The organism is Embleya sp. AB8 (assembly GCF_049739465.1).
In the GTDB taxonomy this organism is placed as follows: Bacteria; Actinomycetota; Actinomycetes; order Streptomycetales; family Streptomycetaceae; genus Embleya.
In genome coordinates this window covers 85,908-105,934 of record NZ_JBMHHY010000037.1, presented here as the reverse complement: position 1 = coordinate 105,934, position 20,027 = coordinate 85,908, and the positions used below count along the sequence as shown (strand labels likewise).

13 protein-coding genes are annotated in these 20,027 nt (G+C 73.5%); 4 read left to right on the top strand and 9 right to left on the bottom strand.

The window, feature by feature from the left end; all coding sequences use genetic code 11:
* Nucleotides 1–422: 422 nt before the first annotated feature.
* On the top strand, nt 423–785 hold the full coding sequence (locus tag ABIA38_RS39730) for a hypothetical protein (RefSeq protein WP_424643840.1): 363 nt from the start codon (nt 423–425) through the stop codon (nt 783–785).
* A 135-nt stretch (nt 786–920) separates the two neighbouring features.
* Here ABIA38_RS39730 and der read toward each other — a convergent pair whose 3' ends face one another.
* From der to cmk, 3 genes are read right to left on the bottom strand one after another with little or no spacing between them, the layout of a single operon-like run.
* Complete coding sequence (der, locus tag ABIA38_RS39725; protein WP_424643839.1) at nt 921–2,390, bottom strand: ribosome biogenesis GTPase Der; 1,470 nt, start codon at nt 2,388–2,390, stop codon at nt 921–923.
* Between the two features lie 43 nt (nt 2,391–2,433).
* A complete protein-coding gene (locus ABIA38_RS39720; RefSeq protein ID WP_424643838.1) occupies nt 2,434–3,099 on the bottom strand; it encodes a lysophospholipid acyltransferase family protein in 666 nt (221 codons plus the stop codon).
* Nucleotides 3,096–3,782, bottom strand: a complete 687-nt coding sequence (gene cmk, locus ABIA38_RS39715) for a (d)CMP kinase (protein WP_424643837.1) — start codon at nt 3,780–3,782, stop codon at nt 3,096–3,098. Before cmk ends, ABIA38_RS39720 begins: the two co-directional genes overlap by 4 nt.
* Nucleotides 3,783–3,978: 196 nt before the next feature.
* On the opposite strand from cmk, the gene ABIA38_RS39710 reads away from it, so the two are divergent.
* The 3 genes from ABIA38_RS39710 (at nt 3,979) to ABIA38_RS39700 (ending at nt 5,828) form a co-directional block, all read left to right on the top strand.
* Complete coding sequence (locus ABIA38_RS39710) at nt 3,979–5,064, top strand: prephenate dehydrogenase (RefSeq protein ID WP_424643836.1); 1,086 nt, start codon at nt 3,979–3,981, stop codon at nt 5,062–5,064.
* Between the two features lie 174 nt (nt 5,065–5,238).
* Nucleotides 5,239–5,484, top strand: coding sequence for a hypothetical protein (locus tag ABIA38_RS39705; RefSeq protein WP_424643835.1), 246 nt, complete (start codon nt 5,239–5,241; stop codon nt 5,482–5,484).
* Between the two features lie 29 nt (nt 5,485–5,513).
* On the top strand, nt 5,514–5,828 hold the full coding sequence (locus ABIA38_RS39700; protein ID WP_424643834.1) for a type II toxin-antitoxin system PemK/MazF family toxin: 315 nt from the start codon (nt 5,514–5,516) through the stop codon (nt 5,826–5,828).
* A 21-nt stretch (nt 5,829–5,849) separates the two neighbouring features.
* Here the strand turns inward: ABIA38_RS39700 and ABIA38_RS39695 are convergent, their stop codons facing one another.
* Genes ABIA38_RS39695 through ABIA38_RS39670 form a run of 6 tightly spaced genes read right to left on the bottom strand, consistent with a single transcriptional unit; the run spans nt 5,850 to nt 19,978 of the window.
* Nucleotides 5,850–7,916, bottom strand: a complete 2,067-nt coding sequence (locus tag ABIA38_RS39695) for a hypothetical protein (protein ID WP_424643833.1) — start codon at nt 7,914–7,916, stop codon at nt 5,850–5,852.
* Entirely contained in the window at nt 7,913–10,027 is a 2,115-nt protein-coding gene (locus ABIA38_RS39690; RefSeq protein ID WP_424643832.1) for a hypothetical protein, read from the bottom strand. Before ABIA38_RS39690 ends, ABIA38_RS39695 begins: the two co-directional genes overlap by 4 nt.
* A 1-nt stretch (nt 10,028) precedes the next feature.
* Nucleotides 10,029–12,344: a TRAFAC clade GTPase domain-containing protein gene (locus ABIA38_RS39685; protein ID WP_424643831.1), complete on the bottom strand. Its 2,316-nt coding sequence runs from the start codon at nt 12,342–12,344 to the stop codon at nt 10,029–10,031.
* A gap of 43 nt (nt 12,345–12,387) precedes the next feature.
* Nucleotides 12,388–13,443 (bottom strand): protein kinase domain-containing protein, encoded by a 1,056-nt coding sequence (locus ABIA38_RS39680; protein WP_424643830.1) that lies wholly within the window; start codon nt 13,441–13,443, stop codon nt 12,388–12,390.
* Nucleotides 13,440–15,899, bottom strand: coding sequence for a hypothetical protein (locus ABIA38_RS39675; RefSeq protein WP_424643829.1), 2,460 nt, complete (start codon nt 15,897–15,899; stop codon nt 13,440–13,442). Before ABIA38_RS39675 ends, ABIA38_RS39680 begins: the two co-directional genes overlap by 4 nt.
* On the bottom strand, nt 15,896–19,978 hold the full coding sequence (locus ABIA38_RS39670; protein ID WP_424643828.1) for a tubulin-like doman-containing protein: 4,083 nt from the start codon (nt 19,976–19,978) through the stop codon (nt 15,896–15,898). Before ABIA38_RS39670 ends, ABIA38_RS39675 begins: the two co-directional genes overlap by 4 nt.
* Nucleotides 19,979–20,027 lie beyond the last annotated feature (49 nt).

Here is a 20,027-nt window from a genome sequence, read left to right as displayed (position 1 = left end):
CGTCCCCACGCACCATCCCCACCGTGCGCTCCCGCGCCGCCCGTGCCAACCGCCCCCGTCCCCACCGTGCGCGCTCGCGCCGCCCGTCCCCACGCACCATCCCCACCGTGCGCTCCCGCGCCGCCCGTGCCAACCGCCCCCGTCCCCACCGTGCGCGCCCGCGCCGCCCGTCCCCACGCACCATCCCCACCGTGCGCTCCCGCGCCGCCCGTGCCAACCGCCCCCGTCCCCACCGTGCGCGCTCGCGCCGCCCGTCCCCACGCGCCATCCCCACCGTGCGCTCCCGCGCTCCATGCGCCGTCGCTCGATCCGCCCGCCGGGCGTCTTCCGTGCTTATAACATCCGATCGCGTTCCGTGTGGGTCGGGTGGCGGTTCGGGGGTGGGGCCGCAACCGGGTGGGGGTTTGGTCGTTGGAGTCGGTGTGTTCAGTTTCGATGACTCCATCAGCAGCCGGGCCCTGGGCCATCCCGTGGTCGCCGTGGGGGCTTCCTCGGCCTCGACGCACGACGTTCTGACGCCGATCTACAACGCGTTGGAGACCGAATGGCGGCGGATGTTCCGCGCCGTCCCGCACGAGCGCTCGAACGAGGACTACGCGGCGAGCCGCCCCTCGTACGGCGCGCCCGCCGCGATCAGCCACACGTACGCGCCGGACCCACCGTTCCCGAACTTCTCGCTGCCCACCCAGGGCGGCTACCCCGACTACGGCCGACACCGGGGCGCCTCGCTGGTCCCCGCCCAGCCGCCGCGCGCTGCCGGCCCGCACGGCCACCTGCCGCTGTAGGCCCGGGGGACGTGCGCGGCGACCCGGACGAAGCGGAGCACAGGCACAGGCACAAGCACGAGGAGGGCCCGGACGCGAATCGCGTCCGGGCCCTCCTCGAATGTCACGCGACTACCGCACGAATACCGCGCGTGCTCAGCGACCGGTCTTGTTGCGCCCGCGCTTCTCCCGGACCTTCATCCGGATCTCGATCGGGGTGCCCGGGAAGCCGAACTCCTCGCGCAGCCGGCGCTCGATGAAGCGGCGGTAGCCGGCCTCCAGGAAGCCGCTGGTGAACAGCACGAACCGGGGCGGTTTGGTACCCGCTTGGGTGCCGAACAGGATGCGCGGCTGCTTGCCGCCGCGGATCGGGTGCGGGTGGGAGGCGACCAGCGTGCCCAGGAACGCGTTCAGCTGACCCGTGGGGATCCGCTTCTCCCAGCTGGCGAGCGCGGTCTCGATGGCCGGGACCAGCTTCTCCATGTGCCGCCCGGTCAGCGCCGAGACGTTCACCCGAGGCGCCCAGGTGACCTGGACCAGGTCCTGCTCGATCTCGCGTTCGAGGTAGTAGCGGCGCTCCTCGTCCATCAGGTCCCACTTGTTGTACGCGATCACGATCGCGCGGCCCGCCTCGACCGCGAGCGAGATGATCCGGGTGTCCTGCTCGGTCAGCCGCTCGCTGGCGTCGATCAGGATCACCCCGACCTCGGCCTTCTCGAGCGCCGCCGTGGTGCGCAGCGACGCGTAGAAGTCGGCGCCCTGGGTCAGGTGCACGCGGCGTCGGATGCCCGCGGTGTCGATGAACTTCCAGGTCTTGCCGCCGAGCTGGATCAGCTCGTCGACCGGGTCGCGGGTGGTGCCCGCGATCTTGTCCACGACCACCCGGTTCTCGCCGGCGACCTTGTTCAGCATGCTCGACTTGCCCACGTTCGGGCGGCCGAGCAGGGCCACCCGGCGCGGGCCGCCCTCCTGCACGCCGAAGCGCTGCGCGGGGGCCTCGGGCAGGATCGCGAGCGCCGCGTCGAGCAGGTCGCCGCTGCCGCGGCCGTGTACGGCCGAGACCGGCCAGGGCTGGCCCAGGCCGAGTGACCACAGCGCGGCGGCATCCGCCTCCTGGGCCATGTTGTCGACCTTGTTGGCGGCCAGCACGACCGGCTTGCCGGCCTTGCGCAGCACCCGGACCACGGCCTCGTCGCTGTCGGTGGGGCCGACGATGGCGTCCACCACGAACATCACCGCGTCCGCCGAGTCGATCGCGTACTCGGCCTGGACCGCCACCGACAGGTCGATGCCGACCACGTCGCGCTCCCAGCCGCCGGTGTCCACGACGGTGAACCGGCGGCCGTTCCAGGTGGCCTCGTAGTAGACCCGGTCCCGGGTCACCCCGGGGGTGTCCTCGACGACCGCCTCGCGGCGCCCGATGATCCGGTTGACCAGCGTGGACTTGCCCACGTTGGGGCGGCCGACGACGGCGAGCACCGGCAGCGGGCCGCCGGCCTCGTCGCCGTGCTCGCCGCGGTCGGGGCCGTCCCCTTCCAGGTCGACCCACTCGTCCGGGTCGTAGCCCGCCTCCCACGCCTCCGGGTCGAAGGCGCCCTCGGTGGTGGCGTCGGCGTGCTGCTCCATGGGGGTGTTCCTCGTTCGGGTAGCGGTACGGGTGAGATCGTGGTCAGCCGGCGCGGCCGGTCATCCGCTCGGCCTCGCGCAGATGCGCGGTGAGCCGTTCGACGATGCGATCGGACGCGGCCTGGACGGCCTTGCGGGTGGCCCGGCGGTCGGCGTTCTCGACCGCCTGGAAGGGCTTGCCGTAGACCACGTCGATCCGGGAGCGCAGACCCGGCAATGCACCGATCGAGGATCCCCGCGCACCGGTGCCGAGGCAGGCCACCGGGACGATGGGTGCCCCGGAGCGCAATGCCAGATATGCAAGTCCATTGTGCACTGCCGAGAAGTCGGCCTGTCCCCGCGTGCCCTCCGGGAACACGCCGAGCGCGCCGCCGCCGGCCAGTACGGCGAGCGAATCGGTGATCATCTTGCGGTCGGCGACCCCGCGCTGGACCGGGATGTGCCCGATCCCGCGCAGTACCGGGCCCAGCGCGCCGGCGAACATCTCGCGCTTGACCAGCACCTGGGTGGGCCGAGGGGCGAATGCGAAGAGCATCGGCCCGTCGACGAAGTTGGCGTGGTTCCCGGCCAGGATCACCGGGCCGGCGAGCGGTACGTGCCACGCACCCAGCGCGCGTATCCGCCAGAAGCTGCGCAGAAGCGGCTCGCCGATGAAGTGCGCGGCACCGGCCAGCGGGGGTTTCGAGGTGGTCCCGAGTGCCGCGCTCACCGCACGTGTTCCGCGACCAGGGCGAGCAGGTGGTCGACGACCTGGTCGCGGTCCAGCTCGGTGGTGTCCACCAGGATCGCGCCCTCGGCCATGCCGGCCGGGGCGACCGCGCGGCCCGAGTCCAGCGCGTCGCGCCGGGCCAGGTCGGCCTGCGTGGCTTCGACGCTCTTGGCCTGCGCGCCGGTCAGTTCGGCGTTGCGCCGGGCCGCGCGGGCCGCCTCGGACGCGGTCAGGTAGACCTTGACCGGCGCGTCGGGGGCCACCACGCTCGCGATGTCGCGGCCCTCGACCACGATCCCGCCCGCGCCGATCACCGCCCGCTGCAGGTCGACCAGCCGCGTACGCACCTCGGGGACCGCGCTGACCGCGCTGACCGCCCTGGTCACCTCGTCGGTCCGGATCGGGCCCGCCGCGTCCTTGCCGTCGACCGTGATGGTGGGTCCGTCCGGCTCGGTGCCGGAGACGATCTGCGGCTTGTCCGCGGCGGCGGCGACCGCGGCCGGGTCGTGGATGTCGACGCCGTTGAGGAGCATCCACCACGTCATCGCCCGGTACATCGCGCCCGTGTCGAGGTAGCGCAGGCCCAGGCGCGCGGCGACCGCGCGCGAGACGCTGGACTTGCCGGAACCTGACGGGCCGTCAATGGCGACCACGGCGGTCGCGAGCGGCGTACGGGCTTCCACGGTCGCCGACCTTTCGCTTGATTCGCTGATTGCCGGCCCTGCGGCCGGCTCGGGTGGTGCGGATATCGCGGGTATTGCCGAACCGGGCGGCGCTGCGGATGCCGCGGGGCGATGGGACACCGCCCGAGGGTACCGTCACGGATAGCCTTGATCGGTTCCGCCATTATTCCGCCCCGCGTCCCTTGGAGTTCCCGTCGTGCGTAGCGCCGCCGTGGTCGGCACCGGACTGATCGGCACATCCGTCGCACTCGCGCTCACCGCGCGCGGGGTCACCGTGTATCTGCGCGACCGGGACGACACCGCGGTACAGACGGCGGCGGCGATGGGCGCGGGACTGGCCGAGGAGCCGCCGGAGCCGGTCGACCTGGCCGTACTCGCGGTGCCGCCCGGGCGGATCGCCGAGACCCTGCGCCAGGTACAGAAGGCCGAACTGGCGCACAGCTACACGGATGTGGCCAGCGTCAAGGAGCAACCACTGGCCGAGGTGGCCGCGCTCGGCTGTGATCTCTCGCGCTACATCGGCGGGCATCCGCTGGCCGGGCGCGAGCGCTCGGGGCCGTTGGCGGGGCGGGCCGAACTGTTCGAGGGCCGGCCCTGGGTGCTGACGCCTTCGGCGGAGACCGGCACCGAAACGCTCAACCGGGCGCTGGAGATGGTGTCGCTGTGTCGGGCGGTGCCGGTGGTGATGGCGCCGCGCGATCACGACCACGCGGTGGCGCTGGTGTCGCACGCGCCGCACCTGGTGTCCGCGCTGATGGCCGCGCGGCTCGAACACGCGGCGGACACCGACACCCGGCTGGCCGGGCAGGGGGTACGCGACGTGACCCGGATCGCGGGCTCCGACCCGCGCCTGTGGATCGACATCCTGGGTGCCAACGCGACGGCGGTCGCCGACGTCCTGGCGGGCCTGGCCGCCGACCTGGACACGGTGGTCGGCTCGCTGCGCTCGCTGGCCGCCGCCGACGTATCCGAACGCGAGGAGGGCTCGCGCCGGGTGGCCGCGCTGTTGCGCCGGGGCAATGCCGGCCACGCCCGAATCCCGGGCAAACACGGCGCGCCCGCGGCCCACTACGAGGCGATCCCGGTGGTGATCCCCGACCGCCCGGGCGAGTTGGCCCGCCTGTTCGCCGACGTCGGCCGGGCCGAGGTCAACATCGAGGACATCCGCATCGACCACGCCCAGGGCCGCCCGACCGGCCTGGTCGAACTCCAGGTCGACCCCAAACGAGCGGAGTCCCTCACCACGGCCCTGCGCGCGGGCGGCTGGACCGTACAGCGCTGAACACACGCGGTGCCCCGGGGCGGCGGGACGGCCGGGAGGCGAGTGCGGCGCGTCGGGCCGGGCCGGGCCGGGCGGTGTCGGTTCGGGAGCGTTGCCCTCGTCGGGCGGCCTCGCCGCTCCCCGCCTCGCGCGCCGATCGCCGCCCCTCGCATACCCCGAGGTATACTGTGGAGTATGACTTCGACCACGATAAAGGTTGAAATGGGCGTCCGGGACGACCTTGCCCGGGTAGCCGCGGATGAGCTCGGTGGCGTCACGCTCAACGCCGCACTCGCCCATCTGCTCACCGAGCACCGCAAAGCGGCAGTCCTCGCCGCGTACGCGCGTTTGGCGGCCGACTCCTCGGCGTGGCAGGACTACGAGCACGAACTCGACGAGTGGGACGGCCTGGCCGGCGATGGCCTGGGGGGTGGGCAGTGAGCCGAAAGGCCGCCCCGTGGGAGGTGTGGATGGCCGACCTCTCCCCGGTCATCGGCTCGGAGCAGTCCGGTCGACGGCCGGTCGTGGTCGTCAATTCGCCCTTCTACGCCTCCTTCCCCATCGCAATGGTGATCGTCGTGCCGCTGACCACTCAGGACCGGGGTCTGCCCCATCACGTCCCGGTGTCCTCGCCGCAGTCCGGTCTCCGCCGTCCGAGCTGGGCACGGACCGACGACGTTCGAGCGGTCTCCGAACAGCGGCTCACCGGGCGCCCGCTCGGCCGCGTCGGCGACAAGGAGGCCGACGACATCCGCGCCTACCTCCGGCTGATGCTGGACATCTGACCCACTCCGGGCACCCGATGGTCACCGGGGTGGGTTCTGTTCCGACCAGCGGCGGCCCAGTTCGGTGCGGAAGGCTTCGGCCCATTGGGAGTTGAGGAGGATTTCCTCGATCAGCGGGTTGGGGGAGCGGTCCCGGCGGTCGGACAGGGTACAGATGGCCACCTGGCGGAGGATGCCCTTGGTGTCGGTTTTCGGGGCCAGGACCACGACCAGGAGTTGTTCGAGGAGTTTTCGGGTGCGTTTTTCGCCCGCGCCGGCCGCCGCCAGGCGGTCGCCGAACTGTTCGGCGTCCAGGAGGGTTTCCCGCATGGCTCGGAGGTCGTCGGGGTTCCAGGCCTCCGGGGCCAGTTGCCGGCGGCGTTGTTCCAGGCGGGTGATCAGCCGGTCGGCCAGGACGGGCAATACGCGCAGGTCTGCCAGCCGTAGCGCGACGGCCAGCGTGACCACATTGTCGATGCCGGCGACCTCGGTCTTGGCCGCGCCGCCGCCGAGGGCACGTTCGCGCAACGTCGGCTTGTCCGGGAGGCGCTTGACCGCACGCCGTATCTTGTCCACCTCGGTGTCCGGAACGCCGTACTCGGCCCACACACTCCACGGCGCGTTCCCGGCGCTGGTCGGCGGCGCGCCCGGGGTCGGCGGGCTCCCCGGGCCGTCGGCGGCGCCCACCTCGGGCCGGCCGTCCGGGTCGTCCGGGTCGTCCTCGACGATCGGCAGCGCGGGGATCGGCAGTTCGCCCCGCTCCTCCTCGAAGCCCGGCCACGGCCCGGCGAAGGCGTCCTCCAACTCCTCGAACACCGTGCCCTCGTCGGCGTACCAGGTGACGTCGGCCGGTTCGGCGGCCGGTTCGGGTTCGCGCCGGGGTTCGGACTCGGGTTCGGGTTCGGGCGTCGGTTCCGGCCGCGCCGCGCGGGCGGATTCCGCCGGTGGGAAGGCCGGTTCCTCCTCGGCCGCCGACACGGTGACCACCCGCGGCTCATGTTCGCGCTCACGTTCGGCCCGGACCGGCCGCGCCCGCTGCCCGGCCCGCTCCGCCCGAGCGGTCGCGGCCACCAACGCCTTCTCGGTCACCAACGCCCGGTCGACGACCGGCTCGGCCGAGGGCGAGGGCACCGGCGCCGGCGCCGGCACGGGCGTCGGCACGGCCACCGTCCGCCGGCCCAGCCGCGCGCAGATCTCCCGGGACCGCTGCTCGGCCCGTTCGTGCGGGAAACGCCGCAGGTCGCGCATGCCCTCCAGGAGGCGGTGAATCCCCGCCCAGTCGGTGTCCGTGTACCGGCTCACCAACAGCGCCGCCGCATGCGCGTGCACATCCGAACCGGCCTTCGGCTCCTCCCCCACCACCAGCCGATACCGGCCCGCCCACGGCTCCGCGTCCCGCGGCCGGCGCGGCAACACCACGAACCTCGGCTTGCCCGAGTGGTCGTGCGTCTCGAACGTCGAGAACGTGAACGAGACCGGCACCAGCCACAACAGCAGGTCGGACAACCCCCACAACATCGGCACCGGATCGATCCCGACGTCGGCCTGCCGAAACGAGAAGAACCGCCCCGGGTGCCGCAACACCGCGGCCACCGCGACCTCGAGCAGATACGCCTGGTCCCGCGCCCGCCCGCGCAACCGCTCGGCCTGCCCGGCCAGCGCGCCCGCCATGAAGTCCGGTGCCAGCGGCGCGAGTCCGTAGCCGCGCGGGATGTCCTCCAGGGCCGGCTCACCCGCCCACACGTCGTCCTGGGCGAGCACCAGCGCGGCATGCGGCCCCAGATCGCGGCCCGGATCGAGCAGCACGCGGGCGTTGTTCCCGTCCACCACGTACTCGCGTCGGATCACCGCCGCGCCCCGCCCGGTGTGCACCAGCGCGACACTGGTCACCGGCGCCCCCCGGTCGTCCGCGTCGATCGCCACGTGTTCCCGCAACTCGTCGTGCCAACCGATCAGTTCGTCCCGGGACACCGAGGCCGCGATCGGCCCCAGGCCGCGCCCGCCGAGCAGGCTGTCGTCCTGGCGTCGGTAGACGATCTGCCGAAATCCACTCGCCGCGGCGTCGACCGGTGCGTCCTTCCCGGCCGGTTGGGCCGTGCGTGCCGTCATGGTTGCGGTTCCGTCCTGTGCGGCGTGTTCCGGAAGCTCTCGTCGACCAGTCTGCCGAGTTCGAGCAGGTACGACTCGCGGTGTCGGGGCGAGGCGCGCAGCCCGTCCCGAAGCACGCACTGATAATCCGCCCACACCTTCAAGGACGTGCGAAGGGCCCAGACCGTGCCCGCGATGTCGGTGCCGAGCGTGGGCAACACATCGCCGCCGAACCTGGTCCGTTTGCCGTCGCCCACGGTGAGCCGGGTCATCGTCCCCACCAGCCGACACACCGTCTCACGCGGCGCGCCGCACCCGTCCAGGGTGTTGATGTCCTCGTGCAGCCGGCCGAGCACCCGCGCGTACGTCTCCCTGGTGTGCGTACTCTGCCGCACCCCCGCCACATCGTCGCGGTCCAGGAGTCGGTCGAGCAGGTGGACCACCGGGGCCAGCAGCGGCGGCCGGGCCAGCAGGAGTGCGACCGCCAGGGTGGCGGGGTCGACCCGGGCCAGCAGCTCGTGGAACTCGCGGGTCGGCTGCCCACCACTCCGGGCCAGTTGCCGGGCGGCCTGGTCGAGCGCGGTGAAGCCGTTGCGGCCCGCGCCCAGTCGCTCCCATCCGGCCCGGTCCCAACTGCCGCGCCCGGCCGGGTTCGCCGAGGGGTTCGTCGGCAACACCGGACGGCCCCCGGAGTCGCCCGGCGCGGGCCGGGCGGTCCTGCCGGCCGGCGGCGCCGCGAGCCGGTCCGGTCGGGGCGGGATCGGCACGAACGGCCCACCGCCGCCGACGGTCGGCCGAAACGACGGCATCGGCCCGGCCCCACCGGCACCCGCCGACGGCCCCTGCCACGGCTCGTCGGGCTCGTCCGGCTCGTCGGGCCTCTCGGGTCGGACCGGCACAGCCCGCCCGGGTCGCGGAGTGGCCCGACCGAACCCGTCCCGATCCGGCTCACCGGGCGTATCCGACTCGTGCAACTCGTGCAACTCGTGTAATTCAGGCAACTCGTACGATTCATGCGACTCATCCTGCGCATCGCCGGTGATCCACGTCTCCGTGTATCCGATCACGCCGAGGTCGTCGGCACCCTGCGCCGCCGGGTCGCCGTACGGCCCCGCCACCGGCCCCGTCACCGGCCCCGCTCCCGACCCGACCCCGGACCCCGATTCGAGCCCCACCCCCGGTCCCACCGTCCGCACCGCGCCCGTGCGGTCCGCCTCCAGCCGCAGCACCAGATCGGCGACGTCCGCGTACGAGGCGTTCTTCCCCGCCGCCTGCTCCAGCTTCAGCAGCAACGCGTCCACCTCGGCCCACGGGCGTGTGCAGTACAGCTGCACCAGGAAGCCCGCCGCGTCCCGGAACACGTCCTGTCCCGGCTGTGGTTCCGCACGCGGGTCGATCCGCAGCCGGTTGCTCGGCTCCGGCGTGTTGGGCCAGCGCGGGACCAGGACGAAGCGCGGCTTGAGCGACGCGTCGCTGGTCTCGTACGTGGAGAAGGTCCACATCCCCGGCGCGAGCGGCTGGGCCAGATCGAACACGCCCCAGAGCAGCGGCACGATGTCCGGGCCGACGTGGTGCAGATGCAGGGTGAAGGTCCGCAGGTGGTCGCGCAACACGGCGGCGAGCACCACTTCGAGCAACTCGGCGTGCGCCCGCGCCTGTTCGCGGATCCGTGCGCACACCGCCCGGTCCACCGAGTCCGGGCGGATCGAGCCGGTGCGCATCGGTACGTTCTCGGGCACGTCGGCGAGCGGGACCCCGGATCCGGTGAGCCCGCCGCCCTGCCGCTCGTGCAGCCACGCGGTGGCCAGCATCCGGTGCCCGGAGACGCCGAGCGTGGGGTCCAGGAGGACGTGTGCGTTGGTGCCGGGCCGGTTGGTGCCGTGGATCGCGGCCTCGCGCAGGATCAGCGCGTGCCGCTCCTCCAGGCGCACCCGGCTGAAGCTCCACGCGGGTGTCTCCGGGAACGAACGGTCCATCGAGACGTGGTTGTCCAGACCGCCGTGCCAGTCCCGGAGCCGGTCGGGGGTCAGCGAGGTGGCGACCGGACCCATCCCCCGACCGCCGAGCAGGTGCTCGTAGCTCCAGCGATAGACGATCTGGTCCAGTGCGTCCCCTGTGGCGTCCGATGCCATCTCACACCCCCACCCGCTCGATGCCGGCCTGATCGAGCATGTCGCACATCGCGAGGATGGACACGATGGGTTCGAGAACCCGGCGCGGCCGGATGCCGCCGGGGAATCGGCCGTCCCGATCCCGCGCGCCGGTGGCCGAGACGAAGTGCATCGTGCAGCGCCGGAATTCCTCGAACGGGCTCAGCCAGGCCGCCGCGTCGTGCGCGGACAGGAACGAGTACACGTCTCGGCACTCGGCGGCCACCCTGGCCGGGTCGACCACCCCGATCCGGGGCGCCTGCGAGCCCAACCACGCGTCCACGGGCGGCTCGAACCGGATCAGGTCGGACTTGGTCACCGCGACGGCGACCGGTTGGCCGAGCAACTCGTCGGTACGGGGCAGCCGGTCCATCACCGCGGCGAACGTCCGGTCACCCCGGCGCAGGCCGGTCGGCTCGTCCCCGTCCCCGGTCAACCCGCGCAGCTCCGGCAGGTCGACCGCGACCACCGGGTCCACCACGAAGACGAACGCGTCCGCGGCGGCCAGGAATTGCATCTCCCGGCCGCCCCGGGCCAGGTCCTCCCCGCTGACGTCGAAGAACGCGATCGGCCGGGTCCGCCCGGCGGTGCGCAGGAGCAGCGCGTCCGCGAACTGGACCAGGTTGCCCTGGTGGTTGACCGTGGTCGCGAGCATGTGCCCGCGCTGGAGCGGATCGACCCGGTTGTGCAGGTAGTCCTGGTGCTGATCGGCGTCCACCGGCATGTGGGTGACCCCGTACGGTCGAAGCCCGCCCGCGTCGATCTCGGCGATCATCGCGGCGAGCAGGTGCGTCTTGCCGGAGAGGCCGTCGCCGATCAGGCCGATCACCAGCGGCGGTTCGTGGATCAGATAGTTGGTCGGCAGGTAGTGTTCGCGCTCCTCGTCCCCGGTCGGGTTGGGGCAGCGCATGAAGGTGGCGCGCAGTCGGTCGTGCCGCTTGATCGGGTCGGTGACCGTGCTCAGGTCCACCCGTTCGTAGCGCAGCCGCGCGTCGCGTTCGTAGAGGTCGTGTTCGTTCCAGCGGACCAGGTCCAGGCAGTAGGGGCAGCGCACCACGGGTCGATTCGGGTCGATGGGACCGGCGGCCCGGACGGCGGCCGGCGGGGCCTCGGCGGAGGCCGGTTCGGGCGTCGCGCGTCGGACGTCGCCGGCGCTCTCCCGCGACGGCGTGGGCGCGGGCGTTCCGGAGGTCCCCCGCGTTCCGGACGTCCCCCGCGCCCCGGCGCTCCCGGGCGTCCCGGTCGTCCCGGTCGTCCCGGGGGCGCCGGCACCCCCGGGCATCCCAACCGCTCCGGAAGTTCCGGGAGTTCCAGGGGTTCCGGATGTACCGGGCGCACCGGATGCTCCGCCCGTTCCGGGCCCCGTCTCGCGCGGCCGACTCCGCGCCTCCTGGCGGCTGCCGAGCGCGTCGAGGCGTTCGCGCACCGCGTCCACCCGGCCTGCCTCCGGCAGCGTGTGTACCTCGGTGGGCACGTTGAGCAGCCGGTGGAAGCCCGCCCAGCCGGCGCCCACGTAGTACTTCACGATCCGCCGGGCCAGTTCGCGCGGCGCGTCGTAGGGCTCGCCGTGCCCGGTCAGGTCGACCCGGACCCGGGTCCCCGGCGGATTGTTCGGCACTCGGGGCAGCGCGATGAACCGGGGCGCGTCCTCGGGGTCGGGCGCCGCGTCGTCCACCTCGAAGGTGGAGAACGTCCACGGGCCCGGGAGCAGCGCGGTCAGGAGGTGCTGCAGGCCCCACAGCAGCACGGTGGCGTCCTCGGCCGTGGCGGGCAGCAGCGCCAGCCGGGCCCGGGGCCTGCGCAGTACCGCGGCGACCAGCACCTCCAGCGGGTCGGCGAGGCGGCGGGCCCGCTCGTGCAGTTCGCCGGCCGCGACCTCGAAGGCCGCGGCCAGCCGGTCGTCGGACAGCGGCCGCAGTCCGTAGCCGGGCGGCACCGTGTCCAGGTCGAGCGCGCCGGGCCCCTTCCGGCCCATCGAGCCCCACGCGATCGCGTCGAACGGCGCGATGCTGTCCCGGGGGCCGACCAGGACGTGGGCCGAGTTGTTCAGCCGCTGCCGGCGCGCGTCCGGGCTGAACTCGCGGCGGATCAGCGCGACGCCGAGCGGGGTGTCGAGCAGACACAGGCTGGACGCCGGGCACGCGGGGTCGCCGTAGTCCATGGTGACCGCCCGGCCCAGCCGGGTGCGGGTATGCCAACCGAACACCTCGTCGCGGCCGAGCGACGTGGCGACCGGAACGATGCCGCGTCGCCCGAGCAGTCCGTCCGGGTCCCATCGGTACACGATCTGATGCAACATCAGCCGACCTCACCTGCCGTACCTGCCGTACCTGCCATGGCGTTCAACCGGGTTGGTTCTTTCCGAAGAGCCGGAATCGACCCGGCTTCGGCGCGGCGCCGGGCGGTTCGGCGGGCTTCGGCGGCAGTACGGGGTACGGGCGCTCCTCGGGCGCGGCGCGGGGCGGCGCCGGTTGGCCGGGCAGCGGCATGCGCTGCCGCTTGCGCTCCAGGGCCGCCGCGTAGCCGCGCCGCCCCTCGGCGAGCGGGTCGTACTGGGCGTGGCCGGGTACGTACGGATCCGGCTCGGCCAACCGGCGCAGCAGTTCGGCCGGTCCCGGCCGGCCCTGCGGGTCGGCCGCGAACACGCCCTGGAGCAGGTCGAGCAGGACACCCTGGGTCTCCACGCCGACCGGGGCCAGGCCCTGGCGGACCGGGCGGGCGGTGGTGACGTGGTAGGCGACCTGCCCGGCCGACCAGACGTCGTCGCGCGAGTCGGCGGGCCCGGGTCCGCGCAGCGGCCCCGGCGCGGCCCACTGTGCGACACCCAGGCTGCTGCGTGGTTCGCCGGCCAGCGCCGCGTGGCCGAAGTCGGTGACGCAGAGCCGGCGTTGCTCACGGTGCCAGCGCACGCTGGTGGGGGTCAGGTCGCCGTGTACGACGCCGGCCGTCTCCAGGTAGCGGACCGCGCGAAAGAGTGCGCGCCGAAACGCGTCCTGCTCCTCGGTCAGCAGCCTGCCGACCACCTCCTCGGCGGGTGGACCGGGCACCGCCTCGAGCAGGAGGAACGGTTCGACGCCGTCGAAGTCGTGGCCGGCGATCCGGGCCAGCTCGCGCGGATACCCGGCCGCGCCGAAGCTGCGCACCAGCCGCAACAACACCCGGATCTCCGTCTCCAGGCCCGCCTCGGCGCCCACCCGGCGGCGCGGATCGAGCACGCCGAGCCGCTTCTGGACGAAGACGCTGCCGTCCTCCACGTCGCGCACGTCGCGGATCCGGAACGGCTCCCCCGGTGCGGCGGGTCGATCCGGGCCGTACTCCACCCGGCGCTCCACCGACCGGCCCTCGGGGTCGGTGTAGCCGAGCTTTTCCTCGCGGGCGTCCCCGGGCGCCGGGCTCATCGGGCCCATCCGCCGTCGCGCTCCGGGTCGGTCGGCGCGCCGCCGGCGCCCTCCTCCCAGATCCGCGCGTCGTCCACGGATCCCGGGAGCAGCGGCAACAGGCGCAGTACGCCGGCCAGCCGGCCGCCGCCGGTCCACACCAGCTCGGGCTCGAGCAGGTGCCCGGCGCTGCGTTCGCGCAACGCCTCGCGCACCGCCGGGCGCACCCCGCGCGGCGCGAAGCGCACCCCTCGTGCGTGGGTGGGCGTGTGGTCGAGCAGGATCAGCTGGTCCGCCGCGCACAGTTGCAACATCGAGCGGTCGGCGGGCTGGGCGAGCAGTTCGGCGATCCGGTCCGCGTCGCCGCCGACCGCCTCCCCCACGTGCGGACGGTCCTGGCTGCCGCGCCCGAACGGCGGCGCGGCCTGCACACCGTGGTGCGCGAGGTGGTCGGTGTACGCGTGCAGTACCGGCCGCAGTTCGGGCCCGGCGCCACGGCGCGACGCCTCCGCCGGATCACGTTCCAGGAGCGGCCACAGCGGTTCGAACGCGGCGTGCAGCGCGTCCACCAGATCGCCGAGCACCGTGTCGTGGAGACTCGCGCCCACACTCCCGCCCGTACTCGCGCCCGCGCCCGGCGGCGGAGTCGTCGGCCGGGCCGATCGACCCGGCGTCGGCGGGGCGCCGGTGCCGAACATCGCGCCGACCGGCTCGGGGGCGGCCGGCTCATCGGTGAACTGCCGCGCCGGCGGGGCCGCGTCCTCGGCCAGGATGGTCGCGCTCTCCTCCAACAGGGCGGCCAGTACGGTCGCCCGGTCCACCGCCTCGCGGCGCGGCGCGGCCAGCGCCCAGTCGTTCCACACGGTGCGTACGAGCACGCCGTGCAGTCCGTGCAGCGCCCGGCTCGCCGCGCCCAGCCCGAGGGCCCGGTCCCAGTGCCGCACCCGCACCATCCAGTCCAGACCGGGCAGCACGACCAGTACGGCCGGGCCGAGCAGCAGGGCGAGCGGCCCCACGCCGGTCGGCGGACCCCACGCGCGCCCCGCGAGCACCCCGAGGACCGCACCGACCAGGGTCACCAGGCCGGCCACCACGATCATCGGCAGCGCCTCGGTGGGCAATATCGGCCGGGTCCCTCGGTCGGGGCGGCGCATCGTGATCAGCGTCGGCCCGAGCACCCCGAGCAACACCGCGAGACCGGCGCCGAGCAGCCCGAGCGCGGGCCACAGCGCGGTCAGGAAGGCCCCGACGAGCAGCCCGCCGACGATGCCGACCTGCCCGGGGCCGAGCGGGAACACGGCCGGACGCAGGTAGCGGGTCAGGAAGCCGTCCGAGCAGGTCTGATCGACCTCGTGGGCCCGCGAGGCGCCCGCGCCCGGGGCGATCCGGTCGGCGAGTTCGCGCAGCCGCCCGGCCAACCCGCGCAGCCCCTCGGGGCGTTCGAACGCGGCGGTGGTGCGCTCGCGCAGCGCGGCGGCCACGGAGGTCGCGCCCAGGCCGGGCGGTTCGGGGACGAGCACGCCGAGTCGGTCCAACCAGGCCCGCCCGTCCGCGTCGAGGCCGGCCGCACCGCGTCCCACGGTCTGCCGGACCAGGTCCCGGTATTCGCGCAGGAGGACTGCCGAGTCGGCGATCTCCGCGTCGATCGGCCGCCCGTCGCGGCCGGTGGAACCGTACAGGGCCAGTGGCGCGGCCAGCCCGGTCAATCGCTGTCGGGCCCGCTCGAAGCCGTGCTCGGCCTGTGCCCAACGGGCGGCGAGCAGCCCGTCGGCACGCACACACTCCCGACTGCCGCCGGCCGCCGAGGCAAGCCCCGCGCCCTGGTCGTCGGCGAGCGCCGCGAGCGGTTCGGGCCACGGCTGGTCGACCCCGCCCTCGGCGCCGACCAGCCGCTGCACCGCGCGGATCCGGGCCCGCCGGACCGCGTCGTCGCGGATCCGATGGACGAACACACTCATCCCGGGCGCGGCGATCGACCTGGGCATCTCGGTCACCCCGGCGAGCACCTGGTCGAACACCTCGGGCTGGCTGAGTACGTCCACCAGCGGCCCGAGCGCGTCCGCGTCGTCCGGACCGAGGCTGACCCCGGGCGCCCGGCCCGGCGCCCACTCGGTGCCCCGGACGTCGCCCACCCACAACGTCGCGGCGTCGCTGCCCGCGAGTTGCCCGGGTCGGCGCAGTACGACCGAGCCGGCCACCGGTGTGCCCACCGCGACGCATACGACCTTGCTGTACATGCCGGCGAAGATGCGCTCGTACGCCTGCCGGTGCGCCACCAGGTCGTCGACCGAGTCGAGCACGAGTACCCGATCGGCGTCCACGTTTCGTGTCCCGGCGGGCACCCGGGTGCGCGCGTAGGCGGTCTGCACGTCGGCGAAGCGGCGTGCGGCCAGCACGGTGTCGTACTCGGTGCGCAGGTCCACCACGATCACCAGCGGGTGCGGCACACTCGCCGCGGGAACGGCGCTCTCGGTCACCGGCCACCCCCGGGCAACTCGCGCCCGTCCCGCTCGTCGAGTTCGCCCGGTGGGTCCGACCGCCGGGTGTGGTCCAATCCGGGCAACCGCACCGTCCGGTCGTCCGGATCCCCGGGCTCGCGCCGATCCCGAGGATCGAACGCGCCGAGCGGGCGGGTCACGTCGGACGGATCGCCGCCGCCGAACGAAGCACGCGACTCGGGCCCTTCGTAGCGGTCCGATCCGGCCGACGCGGCCCGTGGATCCGGCCCGTCACCGGGGTCGTCCCCGGGCAACGGCCCACGCGGCTCGGGCCGTTGGTCGCGCCCGGGCTCGTCGTAGCGATCGTGGCGAGCCGAACCGCCCACCGGAGCACGGGACTCGGGCGCGGCGTACGGGTCGACCGGCGGCTCCCGGCGCGCGGCGGCGCGGGGTTCGCGGTCCGGGCGCGGAGGGCGCGCGTCGTACGGATCGTCGTAGGGGTCGTACGGATCGGGCCACCCGCGTCGTTCCGGCCCGGGCGGGTGGTCGCGCTCCTCGCGGCGGTGGTCGCCGGGCTTGTCCAGGTTCGGCCGGCCGAGGTCGCGGGTGACCTCGGGCTCGCCCGGGTCCCGCCACTCGTCCCGCCGGCGCGGCTCCGGCACGTCCCGACGCTCCCGGCGCCCTCCCACGTCGTCGAACGTCGCCCGGCCCGACTCGGTGCCCGACCGGCGCTCCCACTCGCCGGCGTCCCGGGGCTCGGGCGGCTGCCTCGGCCGGCGCGGCTCGCGGTCCCACTCGTCGCGCTCGCGCTCCCGGCCGCGCAGCTCCCGGTCGTCGTGGTGGCGCTGGTCCCACTCCGGCCCGCGCCGCTCCCGGTCGTAACGCTCGTCGCGCCCCCGCCCCCGGTCCTCCCCGGCCCACTCCGGCGCACCACCACGCGTCCCGAAGTCGTCCCCGGGCCCCTCGTCGAGGTACTCCAACTCCCGCAACGAGTCCCGGTTCGCCCCCTGGTGCGCGAAGGACAGGTCCAGTGCCGCCGGCAGCGTGACCTCCCACAGCCGCAACAGCTCCTCCGCCCACCCCCGGCTGCGCTCCGGCAACCGATCCCGCAGCTCCTTCAGCGATTTGACCTGCCGAGGTGCCACCTCGTGTACGAAGTGCCGGTACAGCGGCGCCGGTTCGCGCACGCGCGAGCCCAATCCGTCGGGCTGGGTGAGCATCAGCTGCTTGGCGAACTCCCGCCGCACCGAGGCGTCGTCGGTCAGCGTCCACTCCTCGTACGCGCGCAGCAGGCTGCCCCAGGACGAGGCCCGGTCGAACGGTCGCAGCGGCAGCCTCATCGTGGTCGACCCGTGCGGCAGCCGGATGTCCACCACCTCCGGCGAGGAACGATCCCCGCGCGCCACCTCCACCTGCCCGTTCCACATCGCGCACAACAACCGGTGCAGGATGTAGGCCCGATGCCCCTCGGTGGTGGCCAACCAGTCGTAGCCGAAGCCGAGTCGTTGTCGCCATTTGAGGAAGTCGACCGGGTCCTGCCGGTCGAGCGAGCGCGACCACTGGGCCAACACCTGCCGCACCTCGGGCACTTCGGTCAGGCTCATCGCGCTGCGGAAGAGCACCACCACGATCGACTCCTGCTCGACCGCGCGGAACTCGATCTTGCGGGACGGCTCGTTGGGGATGTTCAACATCCGTTCCAGGTAGCGGCGCACCTCCGCATCCTGGGTGGTGCCCGGGTGCGCGATCAGCACCTTGAGTTCGCCGCTGCCCTCCGGCGAGAAGCCGTTGGGCAACATACCCGCGAGCTTTTGCACGAACTGCTCCAGGTCCTCCTCGCCCACCGAGGCGCCGCGCCGGGTGGCCGCGCGGGTGAGCAGATCGCGCACCGGCGGCAGCAGTGGTTGCGCGTTGAGCTCGCCGGCCTCCACGAACAACGTCTTGACCTGCTGCTTTATCTGGTCACGCACATAGGTGACCGCCGCCGGGCCGCCTTCACGTTCCTCGCCCATCTCGTAGGCGTGTTGCCAGATGCCCGCGCCGAGCAGCTTGCCGAGGAGTTGCGCGGCGCCGGCCGTCTCGGGCAGTCGTTCGCGGTCCACGAAGCGGCGCAGCACCTGGCGGTAGAACGACTCCAGGTTGCCCTGCGGCGGCAGCAGGTAGGAGACCCCCGAGCGCTGCCGGTACAGCTCCCGGGTGGCCCGGCCGAAGTTGGCCTCCTCCTGGTCGCGGTGGTCGTTGAAGGCCTGCGCGAGGCCGTCCACCACGGCCCGCAGGTAGTTCATCCTGCGGTCCCACACCTCGGCCTGACTGCCCCACTGGGCATGCCAGTTGCGCCGCGAGCGCCATTCGAACCACTGCTGCTGGGCACTCAGCGCGCGCTGCACCTCGGGGTCGCCCCACTTGGCCTTGACCACCCCGCCGGCCCGGTCCTTGATCGCGGGGACGTGCGGGGCGTTGACGGTGATCCCGGGCGGCGGGGTGGGTTCGGTGCTGCAATGGGCGAGCAGCCCGGCCACCCCGGGCCGGTCGCTGTCGCCGTGGAGCCGGCGATCCCCGAAGAGCACCCGACGGGCCCGGAACAGGTCGCCGTCGGCCAGCAGTTGCCGGATCCCCCGGGCGTGGTTGAACTCCTCGGCCAACTGCGCGGTATGGGTGCGCAGTTGGGCCTCCTGCTGGCGAAGCGCCTGCTCCATCGCCCGGGATCGGGCGTTGAGCGCCTGCATGATGCCCGCCGCGCCCCTCGCCGGTGCCGGGTCGGCCACGTGCGGCGGTGCGCACAACCACAGTTCGCCGAGCCCGGCCACCGACATGAAGGACTTGATCCGGTCCAGGTTGGCCTCGGCGGCCACCCGGCTGTCGTGGGTCAGCTCGCGCACGGCGTGGGCGAGCAGGCGACCCGCGACGATGTCGGCGAGTTCGTCCACCGGCACGGTCATCGAGGCGACCAGGCTGGTGGAGACCCCGCACGCGCCGATCCCGCTGGGCGCGGGCACCTCGCGCCGCACCCCCTCGTTGATGAAGCTGTCCGCGAAGGACTGGTACAGGTCGCCCTGGATGACCGCGTTCTCCAACTCGGGCCCACCCGGGTTGAGTCCGGTCCCGATCAGCGACATCACCAGCGAGACCACCGAGCGGTGCAGGTCCTCGCGCTCGATCCCACTGGTGCGGCTGAACAGGAAGCCGGTCTGCACGGTGCCGGCCCGGAGCCGGGTGGACTCCAGCCCCGGGTAGCGCACCGCCAGGTTGCCCGCCGGCGCGCCGAGCCCGGTGTCCAACTCCTCCTGCGCGTACTGCCCGTTCTGGTCGTCGACCAGCTGGAACAGGTCGAGCAGCGCCCGACCGGCGTTGAGCACCGCCGGTCGCCCGCCGCCGCGTTCCTCGTCGAACGCGGACGGCATCAGCACCAGCGGATAGATCTTGATCCCGTCGTAGCCCTGCGCGAACGCCTCGCCGATCAGGTGCAGATAGTCGTAGAAGATCCCGCAGCCGGTGCCGCCGGCGATCGAGAAGGCGACGAACACATCGCATGTGTTGCGGTTGTTCTGGCTGCCGCTGAGCGCCATCAGGTGGTCGTTGCCGTTGCTGATCAGCCCGACCGCGCGGCGCAACGGGTCCATCGCGGGCGCCAGTCCGTGCCGGAAGGTCTCGAACAGGGCGGCGCGGCCGACCGTGGGCAACTGCCCCGCGCCGCGCCGCAGCGGGGTCACCCGCGGCTCGCCCTCACGCGCCGGCAACCACGGGATGGTCTCCTCCGCCGCGTTGATCCGCAACGAACGGGCCACCTCCGGATAGGTGTTCAGCGGCGGCACCAGCTGGGTGGTCAGGTGCGCGTTGCGATCCGCGGCGGCCCGGTGCGCGGGCGGCGCGGCGCGCAGTCGCTGCCGCTGCAACTCGTTCTCGTTCAGGTCGGCGTAGACGAACTGGATGCAGTTGGGCAGTTGGTACGGCGCCAGTTGGCCGCCGAGCCGCTGCATCAGGCCGGTGCCGTCGGCGCCGCACAGTTCCTCGCGCAGCCGTCGCTCGAGTTCGGCGCCGATCAGACAACCGGTGCCGCCCAGGCCCACGAACAGCATGGACTGGTGGATGGACATGCCCCTGCGGCCTTGCGCTGCCACGGGCCCTCCTCGAAAAGTACGTGACGTGCGAGTTCGGGTGCTCGGACCG

Coding starts and splice junctions, on each gene's coding strand:
- der (WP_424643839.1), bottom strand. CDS start 2,390: ATGGAGCAGCACGCCGACGCCACCACCGAGGGCGCCTTCGACCCGGAG.
- ABIA38_RS39705 (WP_424643835.1), top strand. CDS start 5,239: ATGACTTCGACCACGATAAAGGTTGAAATGGGCGTCCGGGACGACCTT.
- ABIA38_RS39700 (WP_424643834.1), top strand. CDS start 5,514: ATGGCCGACCTCTCCCCGGTCATCGGCTCGGAGCAGTCCGGTCGACGG.
- ABIA38_RS39695 (WP_424643833.1), bottom strand. CDS start 7,916: ATGACGGCACGCACGGCCCAACCGGCCGGGAAGGACGCACCGGTCGAC.
- ABIA38_RS39690 (WP_424643832.1), bottom strand. CDS start 10,027: ATGGCATCGGACGCCACAGGGGACGCACTGGACCAGATCGTCTATCGC.
- ABIA38_RS39685 (WP_424643831.1), bottom strand. CDS start 12,344: ATGTTGCATCAGATCGTGTACCGATGGGACCCGGACGGACTGCTCGGG.
- ABIA38_RS39680 (WP_424643830.1), bottom strand. CDS start 13,443: ATGAGCCCGGCGCCCGGGGACGCCCGCGAGGAAAAGCTCGGCTACACC.